The sequence below is a fragment of the Pseudomonas gingeri genome (genome assembly GCF_013386115.1).
GTDB lineage: Bacteria > Pseudomonadota > Gammaproteobacteria > Pseudomonadales > Pseudomonadaceae > Aquipseudomonas > Aquipseudomonas gingeri.
Window position 1 is genome coordinate 371039 of the sequence record NZ_JACAOR010000008.1, and the last position, 24003, is coordinate 395041.

General features: G+C 61.6%; 21 protein-coding genes. 15 read left to right on the forward strand and 6 right to left on the reverse strand.

Going from position 1 to position 24003, the window contains the following annotated elements; all coding sequences use genetic code 11:
* Positions 1 to 3: 3 nt before the first annotated feature.
* Both dapD and HX881_RS17645 read right to left on the reverse strand, forming a co-directional pair.
* Positions 4 to 1038 carry a 2,3,4,5-tetrahydropyridine-2,6-dicarboxylate N-succinyltransferase gene (dapD, locus tag HX881_RS17640; RefSeq protein WP_017127113.1) on the reverse strand — a complete coding sequence of 345 codons (1035 nt, stop codon included), beginning with the start codon at positions 1036 to 1038 and terminating at the stop codon, positions 4 to 6.
* A gap of 45 nt (positions 1039 to 1083) precedes the next feature.
* Positions 1084 to 1392, reverse strand: coding sequence for an arsenate reductase (locus HX881_RS17645; RefSeq protein WP_218169588.1), 309 nt, complete (start codon positions 1390 to 1392; stop codon positions 1084 to 1086).
* 453 nt (positions 1393 to 1845) lie between these two features.
* Here HX881_RS17645 and HX881_RS17650 point away from each other — a divergent pair, with 453 nt between their 5' ends.
* Positions 1846 to 2820, forward strand: coding sequence for an alpha/beta fold hydrolase (locus HX881_RS17650; RefSeq protein WP_177085717.1), 975 nt, complete (start codon positions 1846 to 1848; stop codon positions 2818 to 2820).
* Positions 2821 to 2893: 73 nt separating this feature from the next.
* Here the strand turns inward: HX881_RS17650 and HX881_RS17655 are convergent, their stop codons facing one another.
* The 4 genes from HX881_RS17655 to map all read right to left on the reverse strand — a co-directional run bounded on the left by HX881_RS17655 (position 2894) and on the right by map (position 9446).
* Positions 2894 to 4540 (reverse strand): Na+/H+ antiporter, encoded by a 1647-nt coding sequence (locus HX881_RS17655; RefSeq protein WP_177085719.1) that lies wholly within the window; start codon positions 4538 to 4540, stop codon positions 2894 to 2896.
* Positions 4541 to 4621: 81 nt separating this feature from the next.
* The gene (gene dapC / locus HX881_RS17660; RefSeq protein WP_177085721.1) at positions 4622 to 5821 is read right to left on the reverse strand and encodes a succinyldiaminopimelate transaminase; all 1200 of its coding nucleotides are present in this window, start codon (positions 5819 to 5821) and stop codon (positions 4622 to 4624) included.
* A gap of 124 nt (positions 5822 to 5945) precedes the next feature.
* Positions 5946 to 8642 carry a [protein-PII] uridylyltransferase gene (locus HX881_RS17665; RefSeq protein ID WP_017127117.1) on the reverse strand — a complete coding sequence of 899 codons (2697 nt, stop codon included), beginning with the start codon at positions 8640 to 8642 and terminating at the stop codon, positions 5946 to 5948.
* 21 nt (positions 8643 to 8663) lie between these two features.
* Positions 8664 to 9446 (reverse strand): type I methionyl aminopeptidase, encoded by a 783-nt coding sequence (gene map / locus HX881_RS17670; RefSeq protein ID WP_017127118.1) that lies wholly within the window; start codon positions 9444 to 9446, stop codon positions 8664 to 8666.
* 397 nt (positions 9447 to 9843) lie between these two features.
* Between map and rpsB the strand changes: the two genes are divergently transcribed.
* The 14 genes from rpsB (at position 9844) to lpxB (ending at position 24000) form a co-directional block, all read left to right on the forward strand.
* Complete coding sequence (gene rpsB, locus HX881_RS17675; protein ID WP_177063306.1) at positions 9844 to 10581, forward strand: 30S ribosomal protein S2; 738 nt, start codon at positions 9844 to 9846, stop codon at positions 10579 to 10581.
* Positions 10582 to 10927: 346 nt separating this feature from the next.
* Positions 10928 to 11791, forward strand: a complete 864-nt coding sequence (gene tsf, locus HX881_RS17680) for a translation elongation factor Ts (RefSeq protein WP_017127120.1) — start codon at positions 10928 to 10930, stop codon at positions 11789 to 11791.
* Positions 11792 to 11992: 201 nt separating this feature from the next.
* Positions 11993 to 12736 (forward strand): UMP kinase, encoded by a 744-nt coding sequence (gene pyrH / locus HX881_RS17685; protein WP_003189161.1) that lies wholly within the window; start codon positions 11993 to 11995, stop codon positions 12734 to 12736.
* Complete coding sequence (frr, locus tag HX881_RS17690; protein ID WP_017127121.1) at positions 12733 to 13290, forward strand: ribosome recycling factor; 558 nt, start codon at positions 12733 to 12735, stop codon at positions 13288 to 13290. The genes pyrH and frr overlap by 4 nt, the downstream gene beginning before the upstream one ends.
* A gap of 16 nt (positions 13291 to 13306) precedes the next feature.
* Positions 13307 to 14062, forward strand: coding sequence for a polyprenyl diphosphate synthase (gene uppS, locus HX881_RS17695; RefSeq protein WP_017127122.1), 756 nt, complete (start codon positions 13307 to 13309; stop codon positions 14060 to 14062).
* Positions 14062 to 14874 carry a phosphatidate cytidylyltransferase gene (locus HX881_RS17700; RefSeq protein ID WP_177085723.1) on the forward strand — a complete coding sequence of 271 codons (813 nt, stop codon included), beginning with the start codon at positions 14062 to 14064 and terminating at the stop codon, positions 14872 to 14874. The genes uppS and HX881_RS17700 overlap by 1 nt, the downstream gene beginning before the upstream one ends.
* Entirely contained in the window at positions 14871 to 16061 is a 1191-nt protein-coding gene (gene ispC, locus HX881_RS17705) for a 1-deoxy-D-xylulose-5-phosphate reductoisomerase (protein WP_177085725.1), read from the forward strand. Before HX881_RS17700 ends, ispC begins: the two co-directional genes overlap by 4 nt.
* Positions 16062 to 16115: 54 nt before the next feature.
* Complete coding sequence (rseP, locus tag HX881_RS17710; protein WP_017127125.1) at positions 16116 to 17468, forward strand: sigma E protease regulator RseP; 1353 nt, start codon at positions 16116 to 16118, stop codon at positions 17466 to 17468.
* Positions 17469 to 17543: 75 nt separating this feature from the next.
* A complete protein-coding gene (gene bamA, locus HX881_RS17715; RefSeq protein WP_042935724.1) occupies positions 17544 to 19931 on the forward strand; it encodes an outer membrane protein assembly factor BamA in 2388 nt (795 codons plus the stop codon).
* 45 nt (positions 19932 to 19976) lie between these two features.
* A complete protein-coding gene (locus HX881_RS17720) occupies positions 19977 to 20480 on the forward strand; it encodes an OmpH/Skp family outer membrane protein (RefSeq protein ID WP_017127127.1) in 504 nt (167 codons plus the stop codon).
* Positions 20481 to 20483: 3 nt separating this feature from the next.
* Complete coding sequence (gene lpxD / locus HX881_RS17725) at positions 20484 to 21539, forward strand: UDP-3-O-(3-hydroxymyristoyl)glucosamine N-acyltransferase (protein WP_177085727.1); 1056 nt, start codon at positions 20484 to 20486, stop codon at positions 21537 to 21539.
* 114 nt (positions 21540 to 21653) lie between these two features.
* Positions 21654 to 22094, forward strand: coding sequence for a 3-hydroxyacyl-ACP dehydratase FabZ (gene fabZ / locus HX881_RS17730; protein ID WP_017127129.1), 441 nt, complete (start codon positions 21654 to 21656; stop codon positions 22092 to 22094).
* Complete coding sequence (gene lpxA, locus HX881_RS17735; protein ID WP_017127130.1) at positions 22091 to 22867, forward strand: acyl-ACP--UDP-N-acetylglucosamine O-acyltransferase; 777 nt, start codon at positions 22091 to 22093, stop codon at positions 22865 to 22867. The genes fabZ and lpxA overlap by 4 nt, the downstream gene beginning before the upstream one ends.
* Positions 22868 to 22869: 2 nt before the next feature.
* A complete protein-coding gene (gene lpxB, locus HX881_RS17740; RefSeq protein WP_218171713.1) occupies positions 22870 to 24000 on the forward strand; it encodes a lipid-A-disaccharide synthase in 1131 nt (376 codons plus the stop codon).
* The last annotated feature ends 3 nt before the right edge of the window (positions 24001 to 24003 follow it).

The window sequence follows — 24003 nt, forward strand, 5'->3', positions numbered from 1 at the left end:
CAATCAGTTGTGCGCGTGCAAGGCTTCGTTCAGCTCGATGGCCGACTTGTGGGTCTTGCATTCCACCGCGCCGGTTTCCGAGTTGCGACGGAACAGCAGGTCCGGCTGGCCGGCCAGGTCGCGGGCCTTGACCACCTTGACCAGTTGGTTGTTCTCGTCGAGCAGCGCGACCTTGGTGCCAGCGGTGACGTACAGGCCCGACTCCACAGTATTGCGGTCGCCCAAGGGGATGCCGATACCGGCGTTGGCGCCGATCAGGCAGCCTTCGCCGACCTTGATCACGATATTGCCGCCACCGGACAGGGTGCCCATGGTCGAGCAACCACCGCCCAGGTCCGAGCCCTTGCCGACGAACACGCCCGCCGATACGCGGCCTTCGATCATGCCCGGGCCTTCGGTGCCGGCGTTGAAGTTGACGAAACCTTCGTGCATCACGGTCGTGCCTTCGCCGATATAGGCGCCCAGGCGGATACGCGAGGCATCAGCGATACGCACGCCGTTGGGCACCACGTAGTCGGTCATTTTCGGGAATTTGTCCACCGAGAACACTTCCAGCAACTCGCCACGCAGGCGGGCTTCCAGCTGGTGCTCGGCCAGCTCCGACAGGTCGATTGCGCCCTGGCTGGTCCAGGCCACGTTCGGCAGCAGCGGGAACACGCCGGCCAGGCTCAGGCCGTGTGGCTTGACCAGGCGGTGGGACAGCAGGTGCAGCTTGAGGTAGGCCTCGGGGGTGGAGCTCAGTTGTGCGTCTTCGGCCAGCAGGGTGGCGACCAACGGCTTGTGGCTTTCGGCCAGGCGGGTCAGCAGGGCGGCCTGGGCGGCGTCGACACCCTTGAGGGCTTCGGCCAGTTGCGAGGCCTGGGCTGTGGTGAAGCCGATGGCCTGGTTGCCGCCGGTGTAGCCCAGTACGGGCGCGATGGCGGCGACCAGTTCGGCGGATGGCTGGATCAGTGGCTGTGCGTAGAACACTTCCAGCCAGGCACCTTGACGATTCTGGGTACCAACACCGAAGCCCAGGCTGAACAGAGTAGTGGACATGCAGTTACCTCTTGCAAAATGAGTGGGGGCCTTGAGCGCTCTGGCTCAGTTGAGGGCCGCCGCATAGCTTTCTGGCTTGAAGCCAATCAGGGTTCGGTTGCCGAGATCGAGCACCGGGCGCTTGATCATCGAGGGTTGAGCGAGCATCAGCTCGATCGCTTTCGCCTGGTCGAGATCGGCTTTGCGTTCGTCGTCGAGTTTGCGAAAGGTGGTTCCGGCGCGGTTCAGCACCACTTCCCAGCCGTGCTCGTCGCACCACTGGGTCAGGTGTTCACGGTCGATGCCGGCGGTCTTGTAATCATGGAAATCATAGGGCACCGCGTGCTCTTCCAGCCACGTGCGGGCTTTCTTCATGGTGTCACAGGCCTTGATTCCGAAAAGGTGCAACGTTTTGCTCGAAGCGGTCACAGCAATTGCCTCCCCTTTGGAGATGCCAGGGATGAAAGGTTGAAGATTATGCCATGACCGGGCCGCTTAGGCGCCCTAGTCGTGTGCGGTTACATCTTCCCCTGCGGCCGGCGATGCTGGCGCGGCGTCCGGGCGGCAGCTTAAGTGGCTAATGTGGCACTTCGACGGCAAGTTCCTGCCCTCGATACGTTTTAAAGGAATGGGTATCTGTATTTATTACGTCAGGTATCAATTCAAGTGCTTGGCTGTGCATTTATCGCGAAAGGCCACATAAGTAAGGTGATGCGACTGGCGTATGAGCCCTGCCAATCGGAGAAAGTCAGCCTGAACGCTCAGGATGCTCGTCGATGTCATGCGCCGACAGCCAAGCCTTCTTGTTTTCCTGAGTGGAGTACTCCGATGATCAGATTACCCCTGGCCTGTGTATTGGCCTGTGCATTGGGCATGGCCGATAGCGTGGCGGCCCAGGCCGCCGAACCGGCGGGTCAGCCGACGCAACAGCTGTCTGTGGCCTACCGCAGTATCCAGGTCGATGGCCTGAGCATTTTCTATCGTGAGGCCGGTCGGCCAGATGCGCCGACGCTGTTGCTGCTTCACGGCTTCCCCAGTTCTTCGCGCATGTATGAGCCTTTGCTGTCGCGGTTGGCGCAGCATTACCATCTGGTGGCGCCGGATTACCCGGGGTTCGGCCATAGCGACGCCCCCGATCCCAAGGCGTTTGCCTACACCTTCGATCACCTCGCCAGTGTGATGCAGCATTTCACCGAGGCCCTGGGCCTGAATCACTACGCCCTGTATGTGCAGGATTACGGTGGTCCTGTCGGCATGAGGATGGCCGTCGCCCACCCCGAACGCCTCCAGGCCCTGATCGTTCAGAACGCGGTGTCCCATGAGGACGGCCTGGGGCCGTTGTGGCAGAAGCGTCGCGAGTTCTGGGCCGACCGGAGCAAGAATGAAGCAGGGTTGCGGGCCAGTTTTTTCTCGCTGGCGACGACCCGGCAACGGCATGTCGGCGCCAATCCGCGTGTCGAGGGTTTCAATCCGGATCTGTGGACGGATGAGTTCAACTTCCTCAACCAGCCCGGTCAGGCTGACATCCAGAGCGACCTGTTCTACGACTACCGTACCAACGTGGCCAGCTATCCGAAGTGGCAGGCCTGGCTCAGGGCGCATCAGCCGCCGACGCTGGTGGCATGGGGCAAATACGACCCTTCTTTCGATGTCGCCGAAGCCGAGGCCTATCGTCGTGACCTGCCCGGAGCCGAAGTGCATGTGCTGGAAGCCGGGCACTTCGCCCTGGATGAACAGCCCGGGGAGATTGCGACACTGGTCGAGCACTTTCTCGACAAGAACCTCAAGGCATCGGGGAAATGAAGAACCGCTGCCAAGGTGGGTGAAGCAGGCCTGCACAGACTTGCAGGAGCCTCCAAGCCAATGCTTCCTGGCCCTACTTCACCTGCCCCAGATTCGCCTCGCTCAAATCCAGTTCGCCCAGCACCTCGCGCAAGGCGTCATCACCAATCTGGTGATGACGCCTCAGGCTGTACAGCTCCAGCCTTTGCGCGCGCAATGCCTTCAGGCGCAGGCGCCGCTCCAGCAGATCCATCTGGAACGCCAGTGCCTGGGCCTCATCGGAATCATTGAAGACCTCCAACTGATGCCGGTACTCGGACATGATCCGTGCTTTCAACTCGGCCGCCAGCGAGGCCTGGGCCGCATCCTGGGAGCCGGCCGCCTCGACCGCATCCTCGACTTCCAGCGCGCGGATCGCCGCCTCGGCGGTGCGCCGCCAGGCTTCGCGAACTTCATGGCGCCGCGCATCGTCGGGGCTTTTCGCAATATCCCGGAGCAGAATCGGCAAGGCGACACACGCCGCCACCAACGACAGCAGGATCACCCCGGCAGCGATGAAGATCAGCAGGTCCCGTTCGGGAAAATCCGTCCCCGGCGCCATCAGCAACGGCACCGACATCACGCCCGCCAGCGTCACTGCCCCGCGTACGCCCCCCACCGTCAGGAGCCAGCAGGATCGCGCCTTGGGCATCGAGGTCAGCTCACTCTTGCCGCGCCAGCGCCGTACCAGTACCGACAGGCGCCAGATGCTCTGCACCCAGACAAAGCGCAGCACCAGCAACACCAGGAAAATCGCCAGCACATCCAGGCAGCGATACAGGAGGGTTGGCCACAACGAGGCTTCATGGCTGGCGACCGCCTTGACGATATCCGGCAGTTGCAGGCCCAGCAGCAGGAAGATCAGACCGTTGAAGGCGAACTCCAGCAGCGACCAGACACTGCGATTGAGCAGGCGGGTACTGGTCTGGCGCGGCAGCAGGTCGAGCCAGCTCTGCATCATCCCCGCCGCGACTGCTGAGAGGATGCCCGAGACACCGAGGCGTTCGGCCAGGACATAGGCGGCAAACGGCAACAGCAGCATGAACACCACGTGGGTCGCCGGATCGTCCCAGCCCCGGGCGATCATCCAGGCCCGCAGCCGTCCCACCAGCCAGCTCAGGACCACGCCGATCGCCAAGCCGCCCACGGCTACCAGCAGGAACGTCAGGCTGGCATTGGTCAGGGAGAACACCCCGGTCACGGCCGCTGCCAGGGCAAACTTGAACGTCACCAGGCCCGACGCGTCATTCATCAACGCCTCGCCTTGCAGCATATGCATCAAGGGCGTGGGCAGGCGGTTCTGGGAGATCGCGGAGACCGCCACGGCATCCGTCGGCGACAACACCGCGGCCAGGGCGAAGGCCACCGGCAGCGGGATAGCCGGCAACAGCCAATGGATGAAGTAGCCGGCGCCCACCACGGTGAACAGCACCAGCCCCACGGCCAGGGTCAGGATCGGTCCCTTCAGGCGCCAGAACTCGCGCTTGGGCATGCGCCAGCCGTCGGAGAACAGCAGCGGTGGCAGGAACAGGAAGAGAAACAATTCCGGGTCCAGGGCTACGTGCAGGCCCAGCGTCGGCCAGGCCAGCACGGCACCCGCGGCGATCTGCACCAGTGGCAGGGGGAGTGGGATCACCCGTGCCAGCAAACGCGAAACGCCCACCAGCATCAATAGAATGAGGACGGTGTAGGCGGTTTGCATAAGGCGGCTTCTCGATCGATCAGGAGCGTATCGGGCCATCGGCCCCGGCTCGCCATCACTGGCGAGCCGACTCCTGCAGGGTTACTTGCGACGCTGGATAAACGCCCGGATCCGCTCGGCGGCTTCGACGCATTCGGCGAGCGGCGCCACCAGTGCCATGCGCACGCGGCCGGCACCCGGATTGACGCCATCGACCTCGCGGGACAGGTAGGAGCCCGGCACCACGGTCACATGTTCCTCGGCGAACAGGTCGCGGCAGAACTCGGCGTCGTCACCCTGCACATTCGGCCACAGGTAGAAGCCGCCGTCCGGACGCTGGACGTCCAGCACCGGTGCGAGGATTTCCAGCACCGCGTCGAATTTCTCCCGGTACAGCGCACGGTTGGCGCGCACATGCACTTCATCGTTCCAGGCGGCCACGCTGGCCAGTTGGGTCTGCACCGGCATCGCGCAACCGTGGTAGGTGCGGTACAGCAGGAAGCCCTTGAGGATCTCCGCATCGCCGGCCACGAAGCCCGAACGCAGGCCTGGCAGGTTCGAGCGCTTGGACAGGCTGTGGAACACCACGCAGCGCTTGAAGTCCTTGCGGCCCAGTTCGACGCAGGCGCTGAGCAGGCCGGGCGGCGGGGTCTGTTCATCGAAGTACAGCTCGCTGTAGCACTCGTCGGCGGCAATCACGAAGTCGTGTTCGTCGGCCAGGGCGATCAGCTTTTTCAGGGTGTCCACGGGGATCAGCGCGCCGGTCGGGTTGCCCGGCGAGCAGAGGAACAGAATCTGGCAGCGTTGCCAGATTTCGGCCGGTACGGCGTCGAAATCCGGGTTGAAGCCATTTTCGTCGAGGCACGGCAGGTAGTGCGGCTGGGCACCGGCGAGGAAGGCCGCGCCTTCGTAGATCTGGTAGAACGGGTTCGGGCTGACCACCAGGGCGTCGGCGCCACGGTTGACGACGGTCTGGGTAAAGGCGAACAGGGCTTCGCGGGTGCCATTGACCGGCAGGACGTTGCGCGCCGGGTCGAGCCAGCCACCGGGCACGTTGAAGCGCCGCTCGCACCAGGCCGCGATCGCCTCGCGCAGGGCGGGAATGCCCAGGGTGGTCGGGTACACCGCCATTTGTTCCAGGTTGGCCGCCAGGGCTTCGGCGACAAAGCTCGGCGAACGGTGTTTCGGCTCGCCGATGGACAGCGCGATCGGGCGCTTGTCCGCATCGGGCTTGACGCTGCCCAGCAGGGCGCGGAGTTTCTCGAACGGGTAGGGCTGCAACTGGTTCAACGCGTTGTTCATGGACATCTCGTTCAATTCGGTTGTTGCGGGAGCGGGCTTGCCCGCGAAGGGAGCACCGCGTTTTTTCAGGTCTGGCGCGTCAGCGTTCTTCGCGGGCAAGCCCGCTCCCACGGGAAGCATTCATTCAAATACTCAGGCGCTCGATACTCGGTTCGGAGTTGACGCTCAGTTGTTCGACGATGGCGTCCTGCAGACGGCTGCACAGTTGCGGGTCGGACAGGGGCTGGTTGTGCGCATCGGTGATGAAGAACACGTCCTCCACCCGTTCACCAAGGGTGGCGATCTTGGCGTTCTGCAGCGACAGGTCGAATTCCAGGAAGATCTTGCCGATCCGCGCCAGCAGGCCGGGGCGGTCCGGGGCGCTGAGTTCGAGCACGGTCACCGGGCGCTGGGCATCGTTATGGATGGTCACCTGCGGGGCAAAGGCGAAGTGCTTGAGCTGGCGCGGTACCCGGCGCTGGATGATCGTCGGGTAGTCGTCGGGGTTGCGCAGGGCGTCGGTCAGGCCGTCGCGGATCTGCTTGACCCGCTTCGGATTGTCGCCGATGGCACCACCGTCGTTGTCCAGCACGATGTAGGTGTCGAGGGTGAACTGGCTGCTGGACGTGATGACCCGGGCATCGTGGATGTTCAGGTTGAGCTGGTCCATCGCGGCCACGGTCACCGCAAAGAAATCATGCTGGTCCGGGGCATAGATGAAGATCTGCGTGCCGCCTTCGAATTCGCGCTGGGTGGTTTCCTTGATCAGTACCAGCGGGCCGCCATCGGCCGGTTGCTGGAGGATCGCGTCGCTGTGCCAGGCCACGTCGCCAGCGGTGTGGCGCAGGAAATAGTCATCGCCCAGTTGCGACCAGAGCTGCTCGACATCGTCCGGGTCGGTGCCGGCGCGCACCAGGATATCCAGGGCGGCGCTCTGGGTCTGGCGAATCTGTTCTTCGCGGTCCACCGGGTTTTCCAGGCCACGACGCAACGCGCGCTTGGTCTCGGTGTAGAGCTGGCGCAGCAGGCTGGCACGCCAGGAGTTCCAGAGGCTCGGGTTGGTCGCGTTGATATCGGCCACGGTCAGGACATAGAGATAGTCCAGGTACACGTGGTCGCCGACGATCTGCGCGAAGTCGTGGATCACCTGCGGGTCGGAGAGATCCTTGCGCTGGGCCGTGGTGGACATCACCAGATGGTTCTGCACCAGCCAGACGATCAGGCGGCTGTCCCAGGCCGGCAGTTGATGGCGCTTGCAGAAGGCCTCGGCGTCGACCGCGCCGAGTTCCGAGTGGTCGCCATGGCGGCCCTTGCCGATGTCGTGATAGAGCCCGGCCATGTAGATCAGCTCGGGCTTGGGCAGCTTGGCCATCAGCTTGGCGGCCAGCGGGAATTTCTCGGAGACCTGGGTGTACTGCAGTTTTCGCAGGTGCTTGATCAGGTTCAGGGTGTGCGCATCGACCGTATAGATGTGGAACAGGTCGTGTTGCATCTGCCCGACGATATCGCCGAACTCCGGCAGGTAGCGGCCGAGGATGCCGTAGCGGTTCATCCGGCGCAGGTTGCGGTGGATACCGATCTTGCACTTGAACAGCTCGATGAACAGGCTGGTGTTGCGGATATCGTTGCGGAAGTCGTCGTCGATCAGGTGCCGGTGTTCGCGCAGCAGGCGGATGGTGTCGGCGCGCACGCCCTTGATTTCCGGCTGCTGGGCCATCAGCACGAAGATTTCCAGCATGGCGAACGGCGTCCGCTTGAAGACGTTCGGGTGGGTCGCCTCGATGTAACCGTCGTGCAGTTGGAAGCGCGAGTTCAGCGGTTGCGGCGGCGCTTCGTCTTCCGGGGCGAGGATGACCTCTTCGAAGTGCTGGATGATCAGGTCGCTGAGCTGGGCAATGCTCATGACCACCCGGTAGTACTGCTGCATGAAGTTTTCGATGGCCTGCTTGGCGTCGTCGCCCTGGAACCCCAGCAGCCCGGCGATGGTGCGCTGGTGGTCGAACAGCAGGCGGTCCTCGGCGCGCCCGGCGAGCATGTGCAGGGCGTAGCGGACCTTCCAGAGAAACTCCTGGGACGAGGCCAGCAGGGCGTTTTCGCTTTCCACCAGGAAGCCTTCACCGGCCAGGGCGCGCAGGTTCAGGGTGCCGTACTGGCGGCGGGCGACCCAGAGAATCGTCTGGATATCCCGCAGGCCGCCGGGCGAGCCCTTGACGTTGGGTTCCAGGTTGTATTCGGTGTCGTTGTACTTGTGGTGACGGGCCTTCTGCTCGGCGCGCTTGGCCAGGAAGAAGTCCTTGCTCGGCCACATGTGGGCGGTGCTGGTGACGTCGAGCATGCGCAGGCGCAGGCGCTCGGGCCCGGCGATGGTACGGCTTTCCATCAGGTTGGTGATGACGGTCAGGTCGGCGCGGGCCTCTTCGGCACATTCGTCGATCGAGCGAACGCTCTGGCCGACTTCCAGGCCGATATCCCAGAGCAGGGTCAGGAAACGCTCGATGGAATCGCGAAAGATCTCGTGGTCGGCGCTGTCCAGCAGGATCAGCAGGTCGATGTCCGAGTAGGGGTGCAGTTCACCGCGACCGTAGCCGCCGACCGCCACCAGGGCGATATCGGCGTCTTCGCTCCAGTCGAACTGGTCCCAGGCTTTTTGCAGGATGTTGTCGACGAACCAGGCGCGGTCTTCGATCAACCGACGGATGTCGCGGCCACTGCGAAAGCGCGCGTCGAGGACTTCGTGGGCCTGACGGATGGCTTTCTTGAATGCCGCTATGGGGCTGGCCTTCAGGGCCAGTTCCGCCTGGAACTGGCCGCGGTCGAAGAGTTCGGGATCCACCTGCGGCATCGATTGGTTTTCCTTCGGGAATCAGGCTGAGACGCGTGGGATGGTGTCATCGCTGCGCAGGGTGAAGATCTCGTAGCCGGTTTCGGTGACCAGCAGGGTGTGCTCCCACTGGGCCGAGAGCTTGCGGTCCTTGGTGATGGCGGTCCAGCCGTCGCCCAGCACCTTGGTGTCGGCCTTGCCCTGGTTGATCATCGGCTCGATGGTGAAGGTCATGCCGGCCTTCAGTTCCATGCCGGTACCGGCACGGCCGTAGTGCAGGATCTGCGGCTCTTCGTGGAACACCTTGCCGATGCCGTGGCCGCAGAACTCGCGCACCACGGAGAAACCGTTCTTCTCGGCGTGCTTCTGGATGATTTCGCCGATATCGCCCAGGCGGCAGCCGGGCTTGACGATCTCGATCGCCTTGTACATGCATTCCTGGGTGACCTGGGACAGGCGCTCGGCCCAGACCGGCACGTTGCCGACATGGAACATCTTGCTGGTATCGCCGTGGTAGCCGTCCTTGATCACGGTCACGTCGATGTTCACGGTGTCGCCATCCTTGAGCGGCTTGTCGCCGGGGATGCCATGGCAGACCACGTGGTTGACCGAGGTGCAGATCGACTTCGGAAAGCCCTTGTAGTTGAGGGGCGCGGGAATGGCCTGCTGCACGTTGACGATATAGTCGTGGCAGATGCGGTCCAGCTCCTCGGTGGTGACGCCGGGCTTGACGTATTCACCGATCATTTCCAGTACATCGGCGGCCAGCTTGCCGGCGACGCGCATTTTTGCGATGTCCTCGGGAGTTTTGAGGGTGACGGTCATACAGGCTCTCTATGCGCTCGGTGGCGCTGATAAACACGGAAAAAGGTCGAAGACGGCAACATCCGGTCACGGAGTGGTGCGTTTCGAAACCTTGAAAAATGCGATTCTAACAGACGGACGGGGTAAATCATGACGTCCGGGCATCGCTTCTCTCTATAAAGGATGGGGCATTCTGGCGCGAAACCAAGGGTCGCGCAAAAGCCCGTGGCGGGAAATGCGAATCCGGGTTCCGTTTTTGTCCTCCTTGTGGTATAAAATGCGCCGCTTTCCGGGGATACCCCGAAAGGCTTAAATCCACACACGTGTCGACACGATGACCTGGGTGCCTTCAGCTTGATGCTGCTTGGTTGGTCATTGGGATACGTGGAGGCCAAACCCGACTTATTAAGGAACTATCATGTCCCAAGTCAACATGCGCGATATGCTGAAGGCCGGTGTGCACTTCGGTCACCAGACCCGTTACTGGAACCCGAAAATGGGTAAGTACATTTTCGGCGCGCGTAACAAGATCCACATCATCAACCTTGAAAAAACCCTGCCAATGTTCAACGAAGCTCTGACTTTCGTAGAGCGTCTGGCCCAGGGCAAAAACAAGATTCTGTTCGTCGGCACCAAGCGTTCCGCTGGCAAGATCGTTGCCGAAGAAGCAGCACGTTGCGGTTCGCCGTACGTCGACCACCGCTGGTTGGGCGGCATGCTGACCAACTTCAAGACCATCCGTGCTTCCATCAAGCGTCTGCGTGACCTTGAAGTGCAAGCCGAAGACGGCACTTTCGCCAAGCTGACCAAGAAAGAGGCGCTGATGCGCACTCGCGACCTGGAAAAGCTGGATCGTAGCCTGGGTGGTATCAAGGACATGGGCGGTCTGCCAGACGCTCTGTTCGTGATCGACGTTGACCACGAGCGCATCGCGATCACCGAAGCCAACAAGCTGGGCATCCCGGTCATCGGCGTTGTCGATACCAACAGCAGCCCGGAAGGCGTTGACTACATCATCCCAGGCAACGATGACGCCATTCGCGCTATCCAGCTGTACATGGGTTCGATGGCTGACGCCGTGATCCGCGGTCGCAACAACGTTGCCGGCGGCACCGTTGAGTTCACCGAAGAAGCACCGGTCGCTGCAGCTGAGTAATTGACGCCCCAGGTCTTTAAGAAAATTCGCCGAGCGGCGATCAGGCAAGGCAAAACAGGCGAGGAACGACCGAGGTCGCGCGCGACTTTAGTCCACTAAATGAGCATTCCGAGCCTGCTTTTAACGCAGCATGATCGTCGCGCAGGCAGTTTTGGACAGGGCCTGGCGTTGGCTCAGTAAGTAAAAAGGGGGCTAGGCCCCCTTTTTGCCACCTCGAAAACCATTTGTCTGGCGCGCCGCTACAGCGTCTGTAACGTGCAGTTGCTAACAAGGGTGGTTCGGGAAGAATTGAACGCCCGTTCGATCGGGTGGAATGGTTGATAACCTATCCAAGAGGAATTTTGAAATGGCAGAGATTACTGCAGCGTTGGTCAAAGAACTGCGCGAGCGTACCGGCGAAGGCATGATGGACTGCAAGAAGGCCTTGACCAAGGCCGGCGGCGACATCGAAAAAGCCATCGATGACATGCGTGCATCGGGCGCCATCAAAGCCGCCAAGAAAGCAGGCAACGTTGCTGCCGAAGGCGCTATCGCTATCAAGTGCGACGGCAAATCTGCCGTGATTCTGGAAGTGAACTCGCAGACCGACTTCCTGGCCCTGCAAGACGACTTCAAGAACTTCGTCGCTGCCAGCGTCGAAAAAGCCTTCGCTGACAAACTGACCGACGCAGCCCCGCTGATCGCCGCTCAGGAAACTGCTCGCGAAGCCCTGGTTGCCAAGGTTGGCGAAAACGTCAACATCCGTCGCCTGGCTCGTATCGAAGGTGATGTGGTCGGCGCCTACCTGCACGGCAACAAGATCGGTGTGGTCGTGGCTCTCAAGGGCGGCAACGAAGAGCTGGCCAAGGATGTTGCCATGCACGCGGCGGCAACCAACCCTGAGTTCCTGCTGCCATCGCAGGTTTCTCCTGAGGCCATCGAGCGCGAAAAAGGCGTTTTCCTGACCCTCAACGAAGAAAAGATCAAGGGCAAGCCTGAGAACATCGTTGAAAACATGGTCAAAGGCCGTATCAGCAAGTTCCTGGCCGAAGCCAGCCTGGTTGAGCAAGCTTTCGTCAAGAACCCGGAAGTCACCGTCGGTGCCCTGGTCAAGAAAGCTGGCGCTGAAATCGTTTCCTTCACTTACTTCAAAGTAGGTGATGGCATCGAGAAGCCAGTGGACAACTTCGCTGAAGAAGTTGCTGCTCAAGTGGCTGCCAGCAAGCAATAAGACGGTTTTCAACTGTCGACCCAAGAGGCTGCCCGCTTACGCGCGCAGCCTCTTTTCAAATGGGAGGAAGGTTTCTCTTTTTCCTTTCGGAACCGGCTTACAAAGCCGTGTTCTGATGGCGCTGTAGCAGCGCCAAGCTAGAGTTAGCGCAGGCTGCAAACAGCTCGCAAGATTTTTTAAACGCCGCAGGAGAGATTCGCAATGGCTCAGCAGGGCAGTGGTTATCAAGCTCGCTATAAACGCATTCTACTCAAGCTTAGCGGCGAGGCCCTGATGGGCTCGGAAGAGTTCGGGATTGACCCGAAAGTCCTGGATCGCATGGCGCTGGAAGTGGGGCAACTGGTCGGTATCGGTGTGCAGGTCGGCCTGGTGATCGGCGGCGGCAACCTGTTCCGCGGTGCCGCCCTGAGCGCTGCCGGCATGGACCGTGTCACCGGTGACCACATGGGCATGCTGGCTACCGTGATGAACGCGCTGGCGATGCGCGATGCGCTGGAACGTGCGAATATCTCGGCCATCGTGATGTCGGCCATTTCCATGGTCGGCGTGACCGATCATTACGATCGTCGCAAGGCGATGCGTCACCTCAACTCCAAGGAAGTGGTGATTTTCGCCGCGGGTACCGGCAATCCGTTCTTTACCACGGATTCGGCGGCTTGCCTGCGTGCGATCGAAATCGATGCCGACGTGGTGCTCAAGGCGACCAAGGTCGATGGCGTCTATACCGCAGATCCGTTCAAGGACCCGCATGCCGAGAAGTTCGATCATCTGACCTACGATGAAGTACTGGATCGCAAGCTGGGTGTCATGGACCTGACCGCTATCTGCCTGTGCCGCGATCACAAGATGCCGCTGCGCGTATTTAACATGAACAAGCCTGGCGCCCTGCTGAACATCGTGCATGGTGGCGCTGAAGGAACCCTGATCGAGGAAGGCCAACAATGATCAACGAACTCAAGAAAGACGCTCAAGAGCGCATGCAGAAATCCCTGGAGTCCCTGGCTCACAACTTCGGCCGGATCCGTACAGGGCAGGCTCACCCGAGCATCCTGGAAGGCGTGATGGTGCCTTACTATGGCGCGGACACCCCGATCAAGCAGGTCGCCAACATCACCGTCAAGGATGCCCGTACCCTGCAGGTCGTGGCGTTCGAGCGCAATATGCTCGGTGCCGTGGACAAGGCGATCGGCAGCGCCGGCCTGAACCTGAACCCGACCAACCTGGGCGAGCTGCTGCTGATTTCCATGCCGGCACTGACCGAGGAAACCCGCCGTGGTTTCACCAAGCAGGCCCGGGAAGAGGCGGAAAACGCCCGTGTTGCCGTGCGCAACATTCGCCGTGACGTGCTGGGCGACCTGAAGGACCTGGTCAAGGAAAAGGAAATCAGCGAAGACGAAGAGCGTCGTGCCGCCGACGAGATCCAGAAGCTGACCGACAGCTTCGTGGCTAAAATCGAAGTGGCCGTGAAGCAAAAAGAAGCGGACCTGATGGCCGTATAAGGGTCAGGACGTTTTCATGGAAAAGACCAAGCAGGCTGGGCTGTCCTCGGTACCGCGCCATGTCGCGATCATCATGGATGGTAATAATCGCTGGGCGAAGAAGCGCTTCTTGCCGGGTGTCGCCGGCCACAAGGCCGGCGTCGACGCGGTGCGGGCGGTGATCGAGGTGTGTGCCGAGGCCAAGGTCGAGGTATTGACCCTGTTCGCCTTCTCCAGTGAGAACTGGCAGCGCCCCGCCGATGAAGTCAGCGCCTTGATGGACCTGTTTTTCAAGGCGTTGCGGCGCGAGGCCAAGCGCCTCGACGACAACAACATCAGCCTGCGGATCATTGGCGACCGCTCGCGCTTCCACCCTGAACTCCAGGCGGCGATGCGCGAGGCGGAAGCAGCGACGGCGGGCAGCAATCGTTTCATTCTGCAGATCGCGGCCAACTACGGTGGACAGTGGGATATCGCCCAGGCGGCCCAGCGTCTCGCCCGCGAAGTGCAGGCCGGACATCTGCGTCCGGACGACATCACCCCGGAGTTGCTGCAGACCTGCCTGGCAACCGGCGACCTGCCGCTGCCGGACCTGTGCATCCGTACCGGTGGCGAGCATCGCATCAGCAACTTCCTGTTGTGGCAGCTGGCATACGCCGAGCTGTATTTCTCCGACCTGTTCTGGCCGGACTTCAAACACGATGCCATGCGCAATGCGCTGGCTGATTTCGCTTCCCGCCAGCGTCGCTTCGGTAAAACGAGCGAGCAGGTCGAAGCTGGAGCCCGGGTTTAATGCTCAAGCAACGCATCATCACGGCACTTATCCTCCTGCCCATCGCCCTGTGCGGTTTTTTCCTGCTCTCGGGATCCGGTTTCGCGCTGTTCATCGGCGTGGTCGTGACCCTCGGCGCGTGGGAATGGGCGCGCCTGGCGGGCTTTGAAGCGCAGCCGGCCCGCGTGGCGTACGCCGCGCTGGTCGCGGTCCTGCTGTTCTTCATGTACATCCTGCCGAACCTGGCGCCCTGGGTGTTGGGGGCAGCGGTGTTGTGGTGGGGGCTGGCGACCTACCTGGTGCTGACCTATCCGCAGTCCAGCGGGCACTGGTCGAGCACGGCGAGCAAGCTGGTGATCGGCTTCCTGATCCTGCTGCCGGCCTGGCAGGGGCTGATCGAAATCAAGCAGCACGCTTCCGGTCAGGGCAACCTGCTGATCATGGCGGTGATGATCCTGGTCTGGGGCGCCGATATCGGTGCCTATTTTTCCGGCAGGGCCTTTGGCAAGCGCAAGCTGGCGCCTTCGGTCAGTCCGGGCAAGAGCTGGGAGGGCGTCTATGGCGGCCTGCTGCTGAGCCTGGTGATCACCGCCGTGGTCGGCCTGGTATACGGCTGGGGCTTCGGCCAGATCCTGGCGAGCCTGCTGGGCGCGGCGATCATCGTGTTCATCTCGGTGGTCGGCGACTTGACCGAAAGCATGTTCAAGCGTCAATCCGGGATCAAGGACAGCAGTAACCTGCTGCCCGGCCATGGTGGCGTGCTCGATCGTATCGACAGCCTGACCGCGGCGATCCCGATGTTCGCGGTACTGCTGTGGATCGCCGCATCGTGAGCCGCCCACAACAGATCACCGTACTGGGGGCTACCGGCTCCATTGGCCTGAGCACCCTGGATGTGATTGCCCGGCACCCGGAGCGCTACCAGGTATTTGCCCTGAGCGGCTTCACGCGCCTGACCGAACTGTTCGCGCTGTGCGTCCGCCACCGGCCGCGTTTTGCGGTGGTGCCGGAAGTTGCCGCTGCTCGCGGTCTGCAGGAGCAATTGCGCGCTGCCGGCTTGTCTACCGAGGTGCTGGTGGGCGAAGAGGGGCTATGCCAGGTTGCGGCCGACCCCGAAGTCGACACCGTGATGGCGGCCATCGTCGGGGCGGCGGGCCTGCGTCCTACCCTGGCCGCGGTCGAGGTCGGCAAGAAGATCCTGCTGGCCAATAAAGAAGCGCTGGTGATGACCGGCGCGCTGTTCATGCAGGCGGTGCGCAAGAGTGGTTCGGTACTGTTGCCGATCGACAGCGAGCACAATGCGATTTTCCAGTGCCTGCCGGGCGATTTCGCCCGTGGTCTCGGCGCGGTGGGCGTGCGGCGTATCCTGCTGACCGCTTCCGGCGGCCCGTTCCGGCAAACGCCGTTGGCCGAGCTGGAGCATGTCACGCCCGATCAGGCCTGCGCGCACCCGAACTGGTCCATGGGACGCAAGATTTCCGTCGACTCCGCGAGCATGATGAACAAGGGGCTGGAGCTGATCGAGGCCTGCTGGCTGTTCGATGCCCGGCCGAGCCAGGTCGAAGTGGTGATTCACCCGCAGAGCGTGATCCATTCGCTGGTCGATTACGTTGATGGCTCGGTACTCGCCCAGTTGGGCAATCCGGATATGCGCACGCCGATCGCCAATGCCCTGGCCTGGCCGGAGCGTATCGATTCCGGCGTCGCCCCGCTGGACCTGTTTTCCGTGGCCCGGCTGGACTTCCAGGCGCCGGACGAGCAGCGTTTCCCCTGCCTGCGCCTGGCGCGGGCGGCCGCCGAAGCCGGTGGCAGCGCGCCGGCGATGCTGAATGCGGCCAATGAAGTGGCTGTCGCCGCGTTTCTCGAACGGCGCATCCGTTATCCCGAGATCGCGAGTATCATCGAGGGAGTTTTGAATCTGGAACCTGTTGTTGCGGTCGATGAACTCGACGCGGTATTCGCAGCAGATGCCAAGGCACGGGCATTGACCGAACAGTGGCTGAGTCGCAACGGGCGTTGAGCCCGGTGTAGCGTACGAGCGATGCGGCACTAGATAGGATTGCGGAGAAAGCAGATGAGCGCGCTCTATATGATTGTCGGCACCCTGGTCGCCTTGGGTGTGCTGGTTACTTTCCATGAATTCGGCCATTTCTGGGTGGCGCGCCGCTGCGGCGTCAAGGTGCTGCGCTTCTCCGTGGGGTTCGGCACGCCGCTGCTGCGTTGGCATGATCGTCGTGGCACCGAGTTCGTGCTGGCGGCGATTCCCCTCGGCGGCTACGTGAAAATGCTCGACGAGCGCGAGGCGCCGGTTGCGCCGGAAGAGCTCGACCAGGCCTTCAATCGCAAGACCGTGCGCCAGCGCATCGCCATTGTCGCTGCCGGGCCGATCGCCAACTTCCTGTTGGCGATGGCGTTCTTCTGGGTGCTGGCGATGCTCGGCAGCCAGCAGGTGCGTCCGATCATCGGCGCGGTGGAGAGCGGCAGTATCGCCGCCAAGGCCGGTTTGAGCGTCGGTCAGGAAATCGTCGCCATCGATGGCGAGCCGACCACCGGCTGGTCCGCCGTCAATCTGCAGTTGGTCCGTCGCCTGGGAGAGAGCGGCACGCTGCGGTTGCAGGTGCGTGAGCAGGGCTCGACCAGCGACTCGCCGCGTGAGCTGATCCTCGATCGCTGGCTGCAGGGCGCCGACGAGCCGGACCCGATCAAATCCCTGGGGATTCGTCCCTGGCGCCCGGCGCTGCCGCCGCTGCTGGCCGAGCTCGACCCGAAAGGCCCGGCCCAGGCCGCCGGCCTGAAGACCGGTGATCGCCTGCTGTCGTTGAATGGCGATGCGGTCGATGACTGGCAGCAAGTGGTGGACTGGGTCCGTGTGCGACCTGATACCAAAATTGTGCTGCATGTCGAGCGTGATGGTGCTCAAATCGACGTCCCGCTGACCCTGGCTTCCCGTGGTGAAGGCAAGTCCGCCACCGGTTACCTGGGGGCCGGCGTCAAGGCCGTGGATTGGCCGCCGGAGATGGTTCGCGAGGTCAGCTTCGGGCCTTTGGCGGCGATCGGCGAGGGGGCCAGGCGTACCTGGACCATGAGTGTCCTGACCCTGGATTCGCTGAAGAAAATGTTGTTCGGCGAGCTCTCGGTAAAAAACTTGAGTGGACCGATAACCATTGCTAAAGTGGCGGGCGCTTCGGCCCAGTCGGGCGTCGCTGATTTCCTGAATTTCCTGGCTTATCTGAGTATCAGCCTGGGGGTTCTGAATTTGTTGCCCATCCCGGTACTGGATGGGGGGCATTTGCTGTTTTATCTGATCGAGTGGGCACGTGGTCGCCCCTTGTCGGAGCGAGTACAAGGTTGGGGGATACAGATCGGTATCAGTTTGGTGGTCGGGGTGATGCTACTTGCCCTGGTCAACGATCTGGGTCGACTGTAACGCGTCGCGAAAATTGCGAATCTGCCGCATTTTGCGGCAGTTTGTTTATTGCCAGTTGGAATAAGAAAGGACTTCATGAAACGTCTGCTGCTAACTGCGGTTCTCACCGTATTGATGATCGCCGAAGTTCACGCCGAGTCCTTCACTATCTCCGATATTCGTGTCAACGGCCTCCAGCGGGTATCCGCTGGTAGCGTGTTTGGCGCGTTACCGTTGAACGTCGGGGAGCAAGCGGATGACCGTCGCCTGGTGGAATCCACTCGTGCGTTGTTCAAAACCGGTTTCTTCCAGGATATCCAGCTGGGCCGCGACGGCAACGTCCTGGTCATCACGGTCGTCGAGCGGCCTTCGGTGGCCAGCATCGATATCGAAGGCAACAAGGCAATTTCGACTGATGACCTTATGAAGGGTCTGAAGCAATCCGGCCTGGCCGAAGGCGAGATCTTCCAGCGCGCGACCCTCGAGGGTGTCCGTAACGAACTCCAACGCCAGTACGTGGCCCAGGGCCGCTACTCCGCCGAGGTCGAGACCGAAGTGGTACCGCAGCCACGCAACCGCGTCGGCCTGAAGATCAAGATCAACGAAGGCACCGTTGCCGCCATCCAGCACATCAACGTGGTGGGTAACACGGTATTCCCCGACGACGACCTGATCGACCTGTTCGAACTCAAGACCACCAACTGGTTGTCGTTCTTCAAGAACGACGACAAGTATGCCCGTGAAAAACTTTCCGGTGACCTGGAGCGTCTGCGTTCCTACTACCTGGACCGCGGCTATATCAACATGGATATTGCCTCGACCCAGGTTTCGATCACGCCGGACAAGAAAAACGTCTATATCACCGTCAACGTCACCGAAGGCCAGAAGTACAAGGTTCGCGACGTGAAGCTCAGCGGCGACCTGAAAGTGCCTGAAGACCAGGTCAAGTCGCTGTTGCTGGTCGAGAAGGGCCAGGTGTTCTCGCGCAAGCTGATGACCACCACGTCGGAACTGATCACCCGTCGCCTGGGTAACGATGGCTATACCTTCGCCAACGTCAACGGCGTACCGACGCCGCATGATGACGACCACACCGTCGATATCACCTTCGTGGTCGATCCGGGCAAGCGTGCCTACGTCAACCGTATCAACTTCCGTGGCAACACCAAGTCCGCGGACGAAGTTCTGCGTCGTGAAATGCGCCAGATGGAAGGCGGTTGGGCTTCCACCTACCTGATCGACCAGTCCAAGACCCGTCTCGAGCGCCTGGGCTTCTTCAAGGAAGTCAACGTCGAGACCCCGGCTGTTCCGGGTGTCGACGACCAGGTCGACGTGAACTACGCCGTGGAAGAACAGGCTTCGGGCTCGATCACCGCCAGCGTCGGCTTTGCCCAGAGCGCCGGTCTGATCCTGGGTGGTTCGATCACCCAGAACAACTTCCTCGGTACCGGTAACAAGGTCAGCATCGGCCTGACCCGCAGCGAATACCAGAGCCGCTACAACTTCGGCTACGTCGACCCCTACTGGACCGCCGACGGCGTCAGCCTGGGTTACAACGTGTTCTACCGCACCACCGACTACAAGGACCTCGACGTCGATGTAGCCAGCTACGCGGTAGACAGCCTGGGTGCCGGCGTCAGCGTGGGCTACCCGATCAGCGAGACTTCGCGCCTGACCTTCGGTCTGACTGCCCAGCAGGACAAGATCAAGACCGGCCTGTACACCGTGGACGAGATCTTCGACTTCGTGAACCGCGAAGGCGACAGCTACCTGAACTTCAAGGCATCGGCTGGCTGGTCGGAATCGACCCTGAACAAGGGCGTCCTGGCGACCCGTGGTCATTCCCAGAGCCTGACCCTGGAAGCCACTACGCCGGGCAGCGACCTGTCGTTCTTCAAGCTCGACTACCGCGGCCAGGTGTTCACACCGCTGACCGACAACTACACCATGCGTTTCCATACCGAACTGGGTTATGGCGACGGCTACGGTTCGACGAACGGTCTGCCGTTCTACGAGAACTACTATGCAGGTGGTTTCAACTCGGTTCGCGGCTTCAAGGACAGTACTCTGGGGCCTCGTGGCACGCCTAGCCGTGGTGTCGGCGTGACCGGCAACGTCGGTACCATTGCCGACTCGGACAACGATCCGCTGCCGTTCGGTGGTAACGTGCTGATCCAGGGTGGTGCCGAACTGCTGTTCCCGCTGCCGTTCGTGAAGGACCAGCGTTCCCTGCGCACCTCGGTATTCTGGGACGTGGGTAACGTGTTCGACTCCAAGTGCGATCAGGTCAAGAACACCAACGGCACGTCTTCGCAGACGCAGTGCAACGATATCAGCCTGACCAACCTCGCCAGCTCCGTGGGCGTGGGTGTGACCTGGGTTACCGCGCTCGGTCCGTTGAGTTTTGCCTTGGCCATGCCAATCAAGAAACCGGATAACGCCGAAACTCAGGTGTTCCAATTCTCCCTCGGCCAGACGTTCTAACGGTCAGGCCCAAGATAACGACAATGGATTTTGTAGGAGTTTATCGTGCGTAAGTTGACTCAACTGGTGCTGCTGGCGACTGTTCTGGTAGCGACCCCGGCATTTGCCGAAATGAAGATCGCGGTCCTGAACTACCAGATGGCCCTGCTGGAATCCGACGCGGCGAAGAAATACGCCGTGGATGCCGAGAAGAAGTTCGGCCCGCAACTGACCAAGCTGAAAACCCTGGAAAGCAGTGCCAAGGGCATCCAGGACCGTCTGGTCAGCGGTGGCGACAAGATGCAGCAAGGCGAGCGTGAACGTCTTGAGCTGGAATTCAAGCAGAAAGCCCGTGACTTCCAGTTCCAGTCCAAGGAGCTGAACGAAGCCAAGGCTGTTGCCGACCGTGAAATGCTCAAGCAGTTGAAGCCGAAACTGGACAGCGCGGTAGAAGAAGTCATCAAGAAAGGTGCCTTTGACCTGGTGTTCGAGCGTGGTGCAGTGATCGATGTCAAACCTCAGTACGACATCACTCGCCAGGTTATCGAGCGCATGAACCAGCTGAAGTAATCCATGACCGCGACTATCAAGCTCGGCCAATTGGCCGAGATCCTCGGCGCCACCCTGCGTGGCGACCCGGAGAAGGAAATCACTGGGCTGGCCACCTTGCAGGAGGCTGGCCCAGCTCAGTTGAGCTTTCTGGCAAATCCCCAATACCGTAAATACCTGACAGATTGCCAGGCCGGTGCCGTGTTGCTCAAGGCTGCCGATGCCGAGGCGTATGCCGGGGATTCGCTGGTGGTGCCTGATCCGTACATGGCGTATGCGCGCATTTCGCACCAGTTTGATCCAAAGCCCAAGGCGCCAGCGGGAATCCACCCCAGCGCTGTGGTGGCGGCGGATGCGTTCGTCGATCCGAGGGCGAGTATCGGTGCCTTCGTGGTTATCGAAAGCGGCGCGCGCATTGGTGCGGGTGTCACCATCGGCGCGCAGTGCTTTATCGGCGCTCGTTGCGAGATCGGTGAGGGTGGCTGGCTCGCGCCACGCGTGACGCTCTACCACGATGTACGTATCGGCAAACGCGTGGTGATCCAGTCCGGTGCCGTGCTGGGCGGGGAAGGTTTCGGCTTCGCCAACCAGAAAGGCGTCTGGCACAAGATCGCCCAGATCGGCGGCGTGCTGGTCGGTGACGATGTGGAAATCGGCGTGAATACCGCCATCGACCGTGGGGCCCTGGCCGATACGATCATCGGTAACGGGGTCAAGCTCGACAACCAGATCCAGATCGCCCATAACGTCCAGGTGGGTGATCACACCGCAATGGCGGCCTGCTGCGGCATTTCCGGCAGCACCAAGATCGGCAAGCACTGCATGCTCGCCGGTGGCGTCGGCCTCGTGGGGCATATCGAGATTTGCGATAACGTTTTCCTGACCGGAATGACCATGGTGACCCACTCGATCACCGAGCCGGGCTCCTATTCTTCCGGTACGGCCATGCAGCCGGCAGCCGAATGGCGCAAGAGCGCGGCGCGTATTCGCCAGCTCGACGACATCGCGCGGCGACTGCGACAGCTGGAAAAACGTGTCGGGGACGTGACCCCGGACGCGGACGCTTCATCTGAAGGCTGATACCATTTCCATATCAAGTAGTCGCCAGAGTCTGTACGAAAGCTGCCTTCTTGATTTGCTAGAGGAGCGCGCCCGCAGCGTGCTCCCCATCTTTACTACAGGCTTCCCCACGAAATGATGGACATCAACGAGATTCGCGAATACCTGCCTCACCGTTACCCGTTCCTGCTGGTGGACCGGGTGGTGGAACTGGATGTCGAGGCCAAGCGCATTCGTGCCTACAAGAATGTCAGCATCAACGAGCCTTTCTTCAACGGTCACTTCCCGGCGCATCCGATCATGCCGGGTGTCCTGATCATTGAAGCCATGGCCCAGGCTGCCGGCATCCTTGGTTTCAAGATCCTGGACGTGAAGCCTGCCGATGGCACCCTTTACTATTTCGTCGGTTCCGACAAGCTGCGCTTCCGCCAGCCGGTCAAGCCGGGTGATCAGTTGATCCTCGAAGCCACCTTCATCAGCTGCAAGCGCAAGATCTGGAAGTTCGAGTGCCAGGCTTCGGTTGACGGCAAGCCGGTGTGCTCGGCCGAGATCATCTGTGCGGAACAGGCGGTATGAGTTTGATTGACCCTCGCGCAATCATCGATCCGACGGCCGTGCTGGCCGACGGCGTTGAGGTCGGCCCCTGGTCGATCGTCGGCGCAGGTGTGGAAATCGGCGAGGGAACAGTGATCGGGCCGCATGTGATCCTCAAGGGCTCGACCCGGATCGGCAAGCACAATCACATCTACCAGTTTTCCTCGGTAGGTGAGGATACCCCTGATCTCAAGTACAAGGGCGAGGACACCCGCCTGGTGATCGGTGATCACAACATCATCCGCGAAGGCGTGACGATCCACCGTGGCACGGTCCAGGATCGCTCGGAGACCACGCTGGGCGACCACAACCTGATCATGGCCTATGCCCATATCGGCCATGACAGCGTGATCGGCAACCATTGCATCCTGGTCAACAACACCGCGCTGGCCGGCCATGTGCACGTGGATGACTGGGCGATCCTGTCCGGCTATACCCTGGTACACCAGTTCTGCCATATCGGTGCCCACAGCTTCTCCGGCATGGGCACCGCCATCGGCAAGGACGTTCCGGCCTACGTCACGGTGTTCGGCAACCCCGCCGAAGCCCGCAGCATGAACTTCGAAGGCATGCGTCGCCGGGGCTTCAGCGAGGAAGTGATCCATGCGCTGCGCCGGGCCTACAAGGTGGTGTATCGCCAGGGCCTGACCGTGGACCAGGCGATTGCCGAACTGGCCGAGCCTGCCGCGCAGTACCCTGAAGTGGCAGTGTTTCTCGAATCGATCCAGTCCTCGACCCGCGGCATCACCCGCTGATCATGGCCAGCCTGCGTATTGCGCTGGTCGCCGGTGAAGCGTCCGGCGATATTCTCGGCTCCGGTCTGATGCGTGCCCTCAAGGCCCGGTATCCCGCTGTCGAATTTATCGGCGTGGGTGGGCCGCTGATGGAGGCGCAGGGGCTGGTTTCCTATTTCCCCATGGAACGCCTTTCGGTCATGGGGCTGGTCGAGGTGCTCGGCCGCCTGCCTGAGCTGCTCAAGCGGCGCAAGCATCTGATCCAGACGCTGATTGCCGAGAAGCCGGACGTCTTTATCGGTATCGACGCCCCGGACTTCACCCTCAATATCGAACTCAAGCTGCGGCGTGCCGGGATCAAGACCGTGCACTACGTCAGCCCGTCGGTCTGGGCCTGGCGCCAGAAGCGGGTACTGAAGATTCGTGAGGGCTGTGATCTGATGCTGACGCTGTTGCCGTTCGAGGCGCGTTTCTACGAAGAGAAAGGCGTACCGGTGCGGTTTGTCGGGCACACCCTGGCCGATACCATTCCGCTGCAGGCTGATCGGGCGGCCGCGCGTGCCGAACTGGGCCTGCCGGACGGCCCGTTGGTGGCCTTGATGCCGGGCAGTCGCGGCGGCGAAGTCGGACGCCTGGGCGGCCTGTTCCTGGATACGGCGCAGCGTCTGCAGGCGATGCATCCCGGCATCCGTTTTGTCATGCCTTGCGCCAGTCCGCAGCGCCGCAGCCAGATCGAGGCCTTGCTGGTGGGGCGCGATCTGCCGCTGACCCTGCTCGACGGGCAGTCCCACAAGGCCCTGGCGGCCTGTGACGCGGTGCTGATCGCCTCCGGTACGGCCACCCTCGAGGCCTTGCTCTACAAGCGCCCGATGGTGGTCGCCTACCGCCTGGCACCGCTGACCTTCTGGATTCTCAAGCGCCTGGTGAAGAGCCCCTATATCTCCCTGCCCAACCTGCTGGCCCAGCGTTTGCTGGTGCCCGAGTTGTTGCAGGATGACGCCACGCCCGAAGCGCTGGCCAGGACCCTGTCGCCATTGATCGAGGATGGCCGGGAACAGACCCGCAGTTTCGACGAGATCCACCGGACCCTGCGCCTGGATGCCTCGAACCAGGCCGCCGACGCGGTCCTGACGTTGATCGGAAAGTCCGTATGAGTA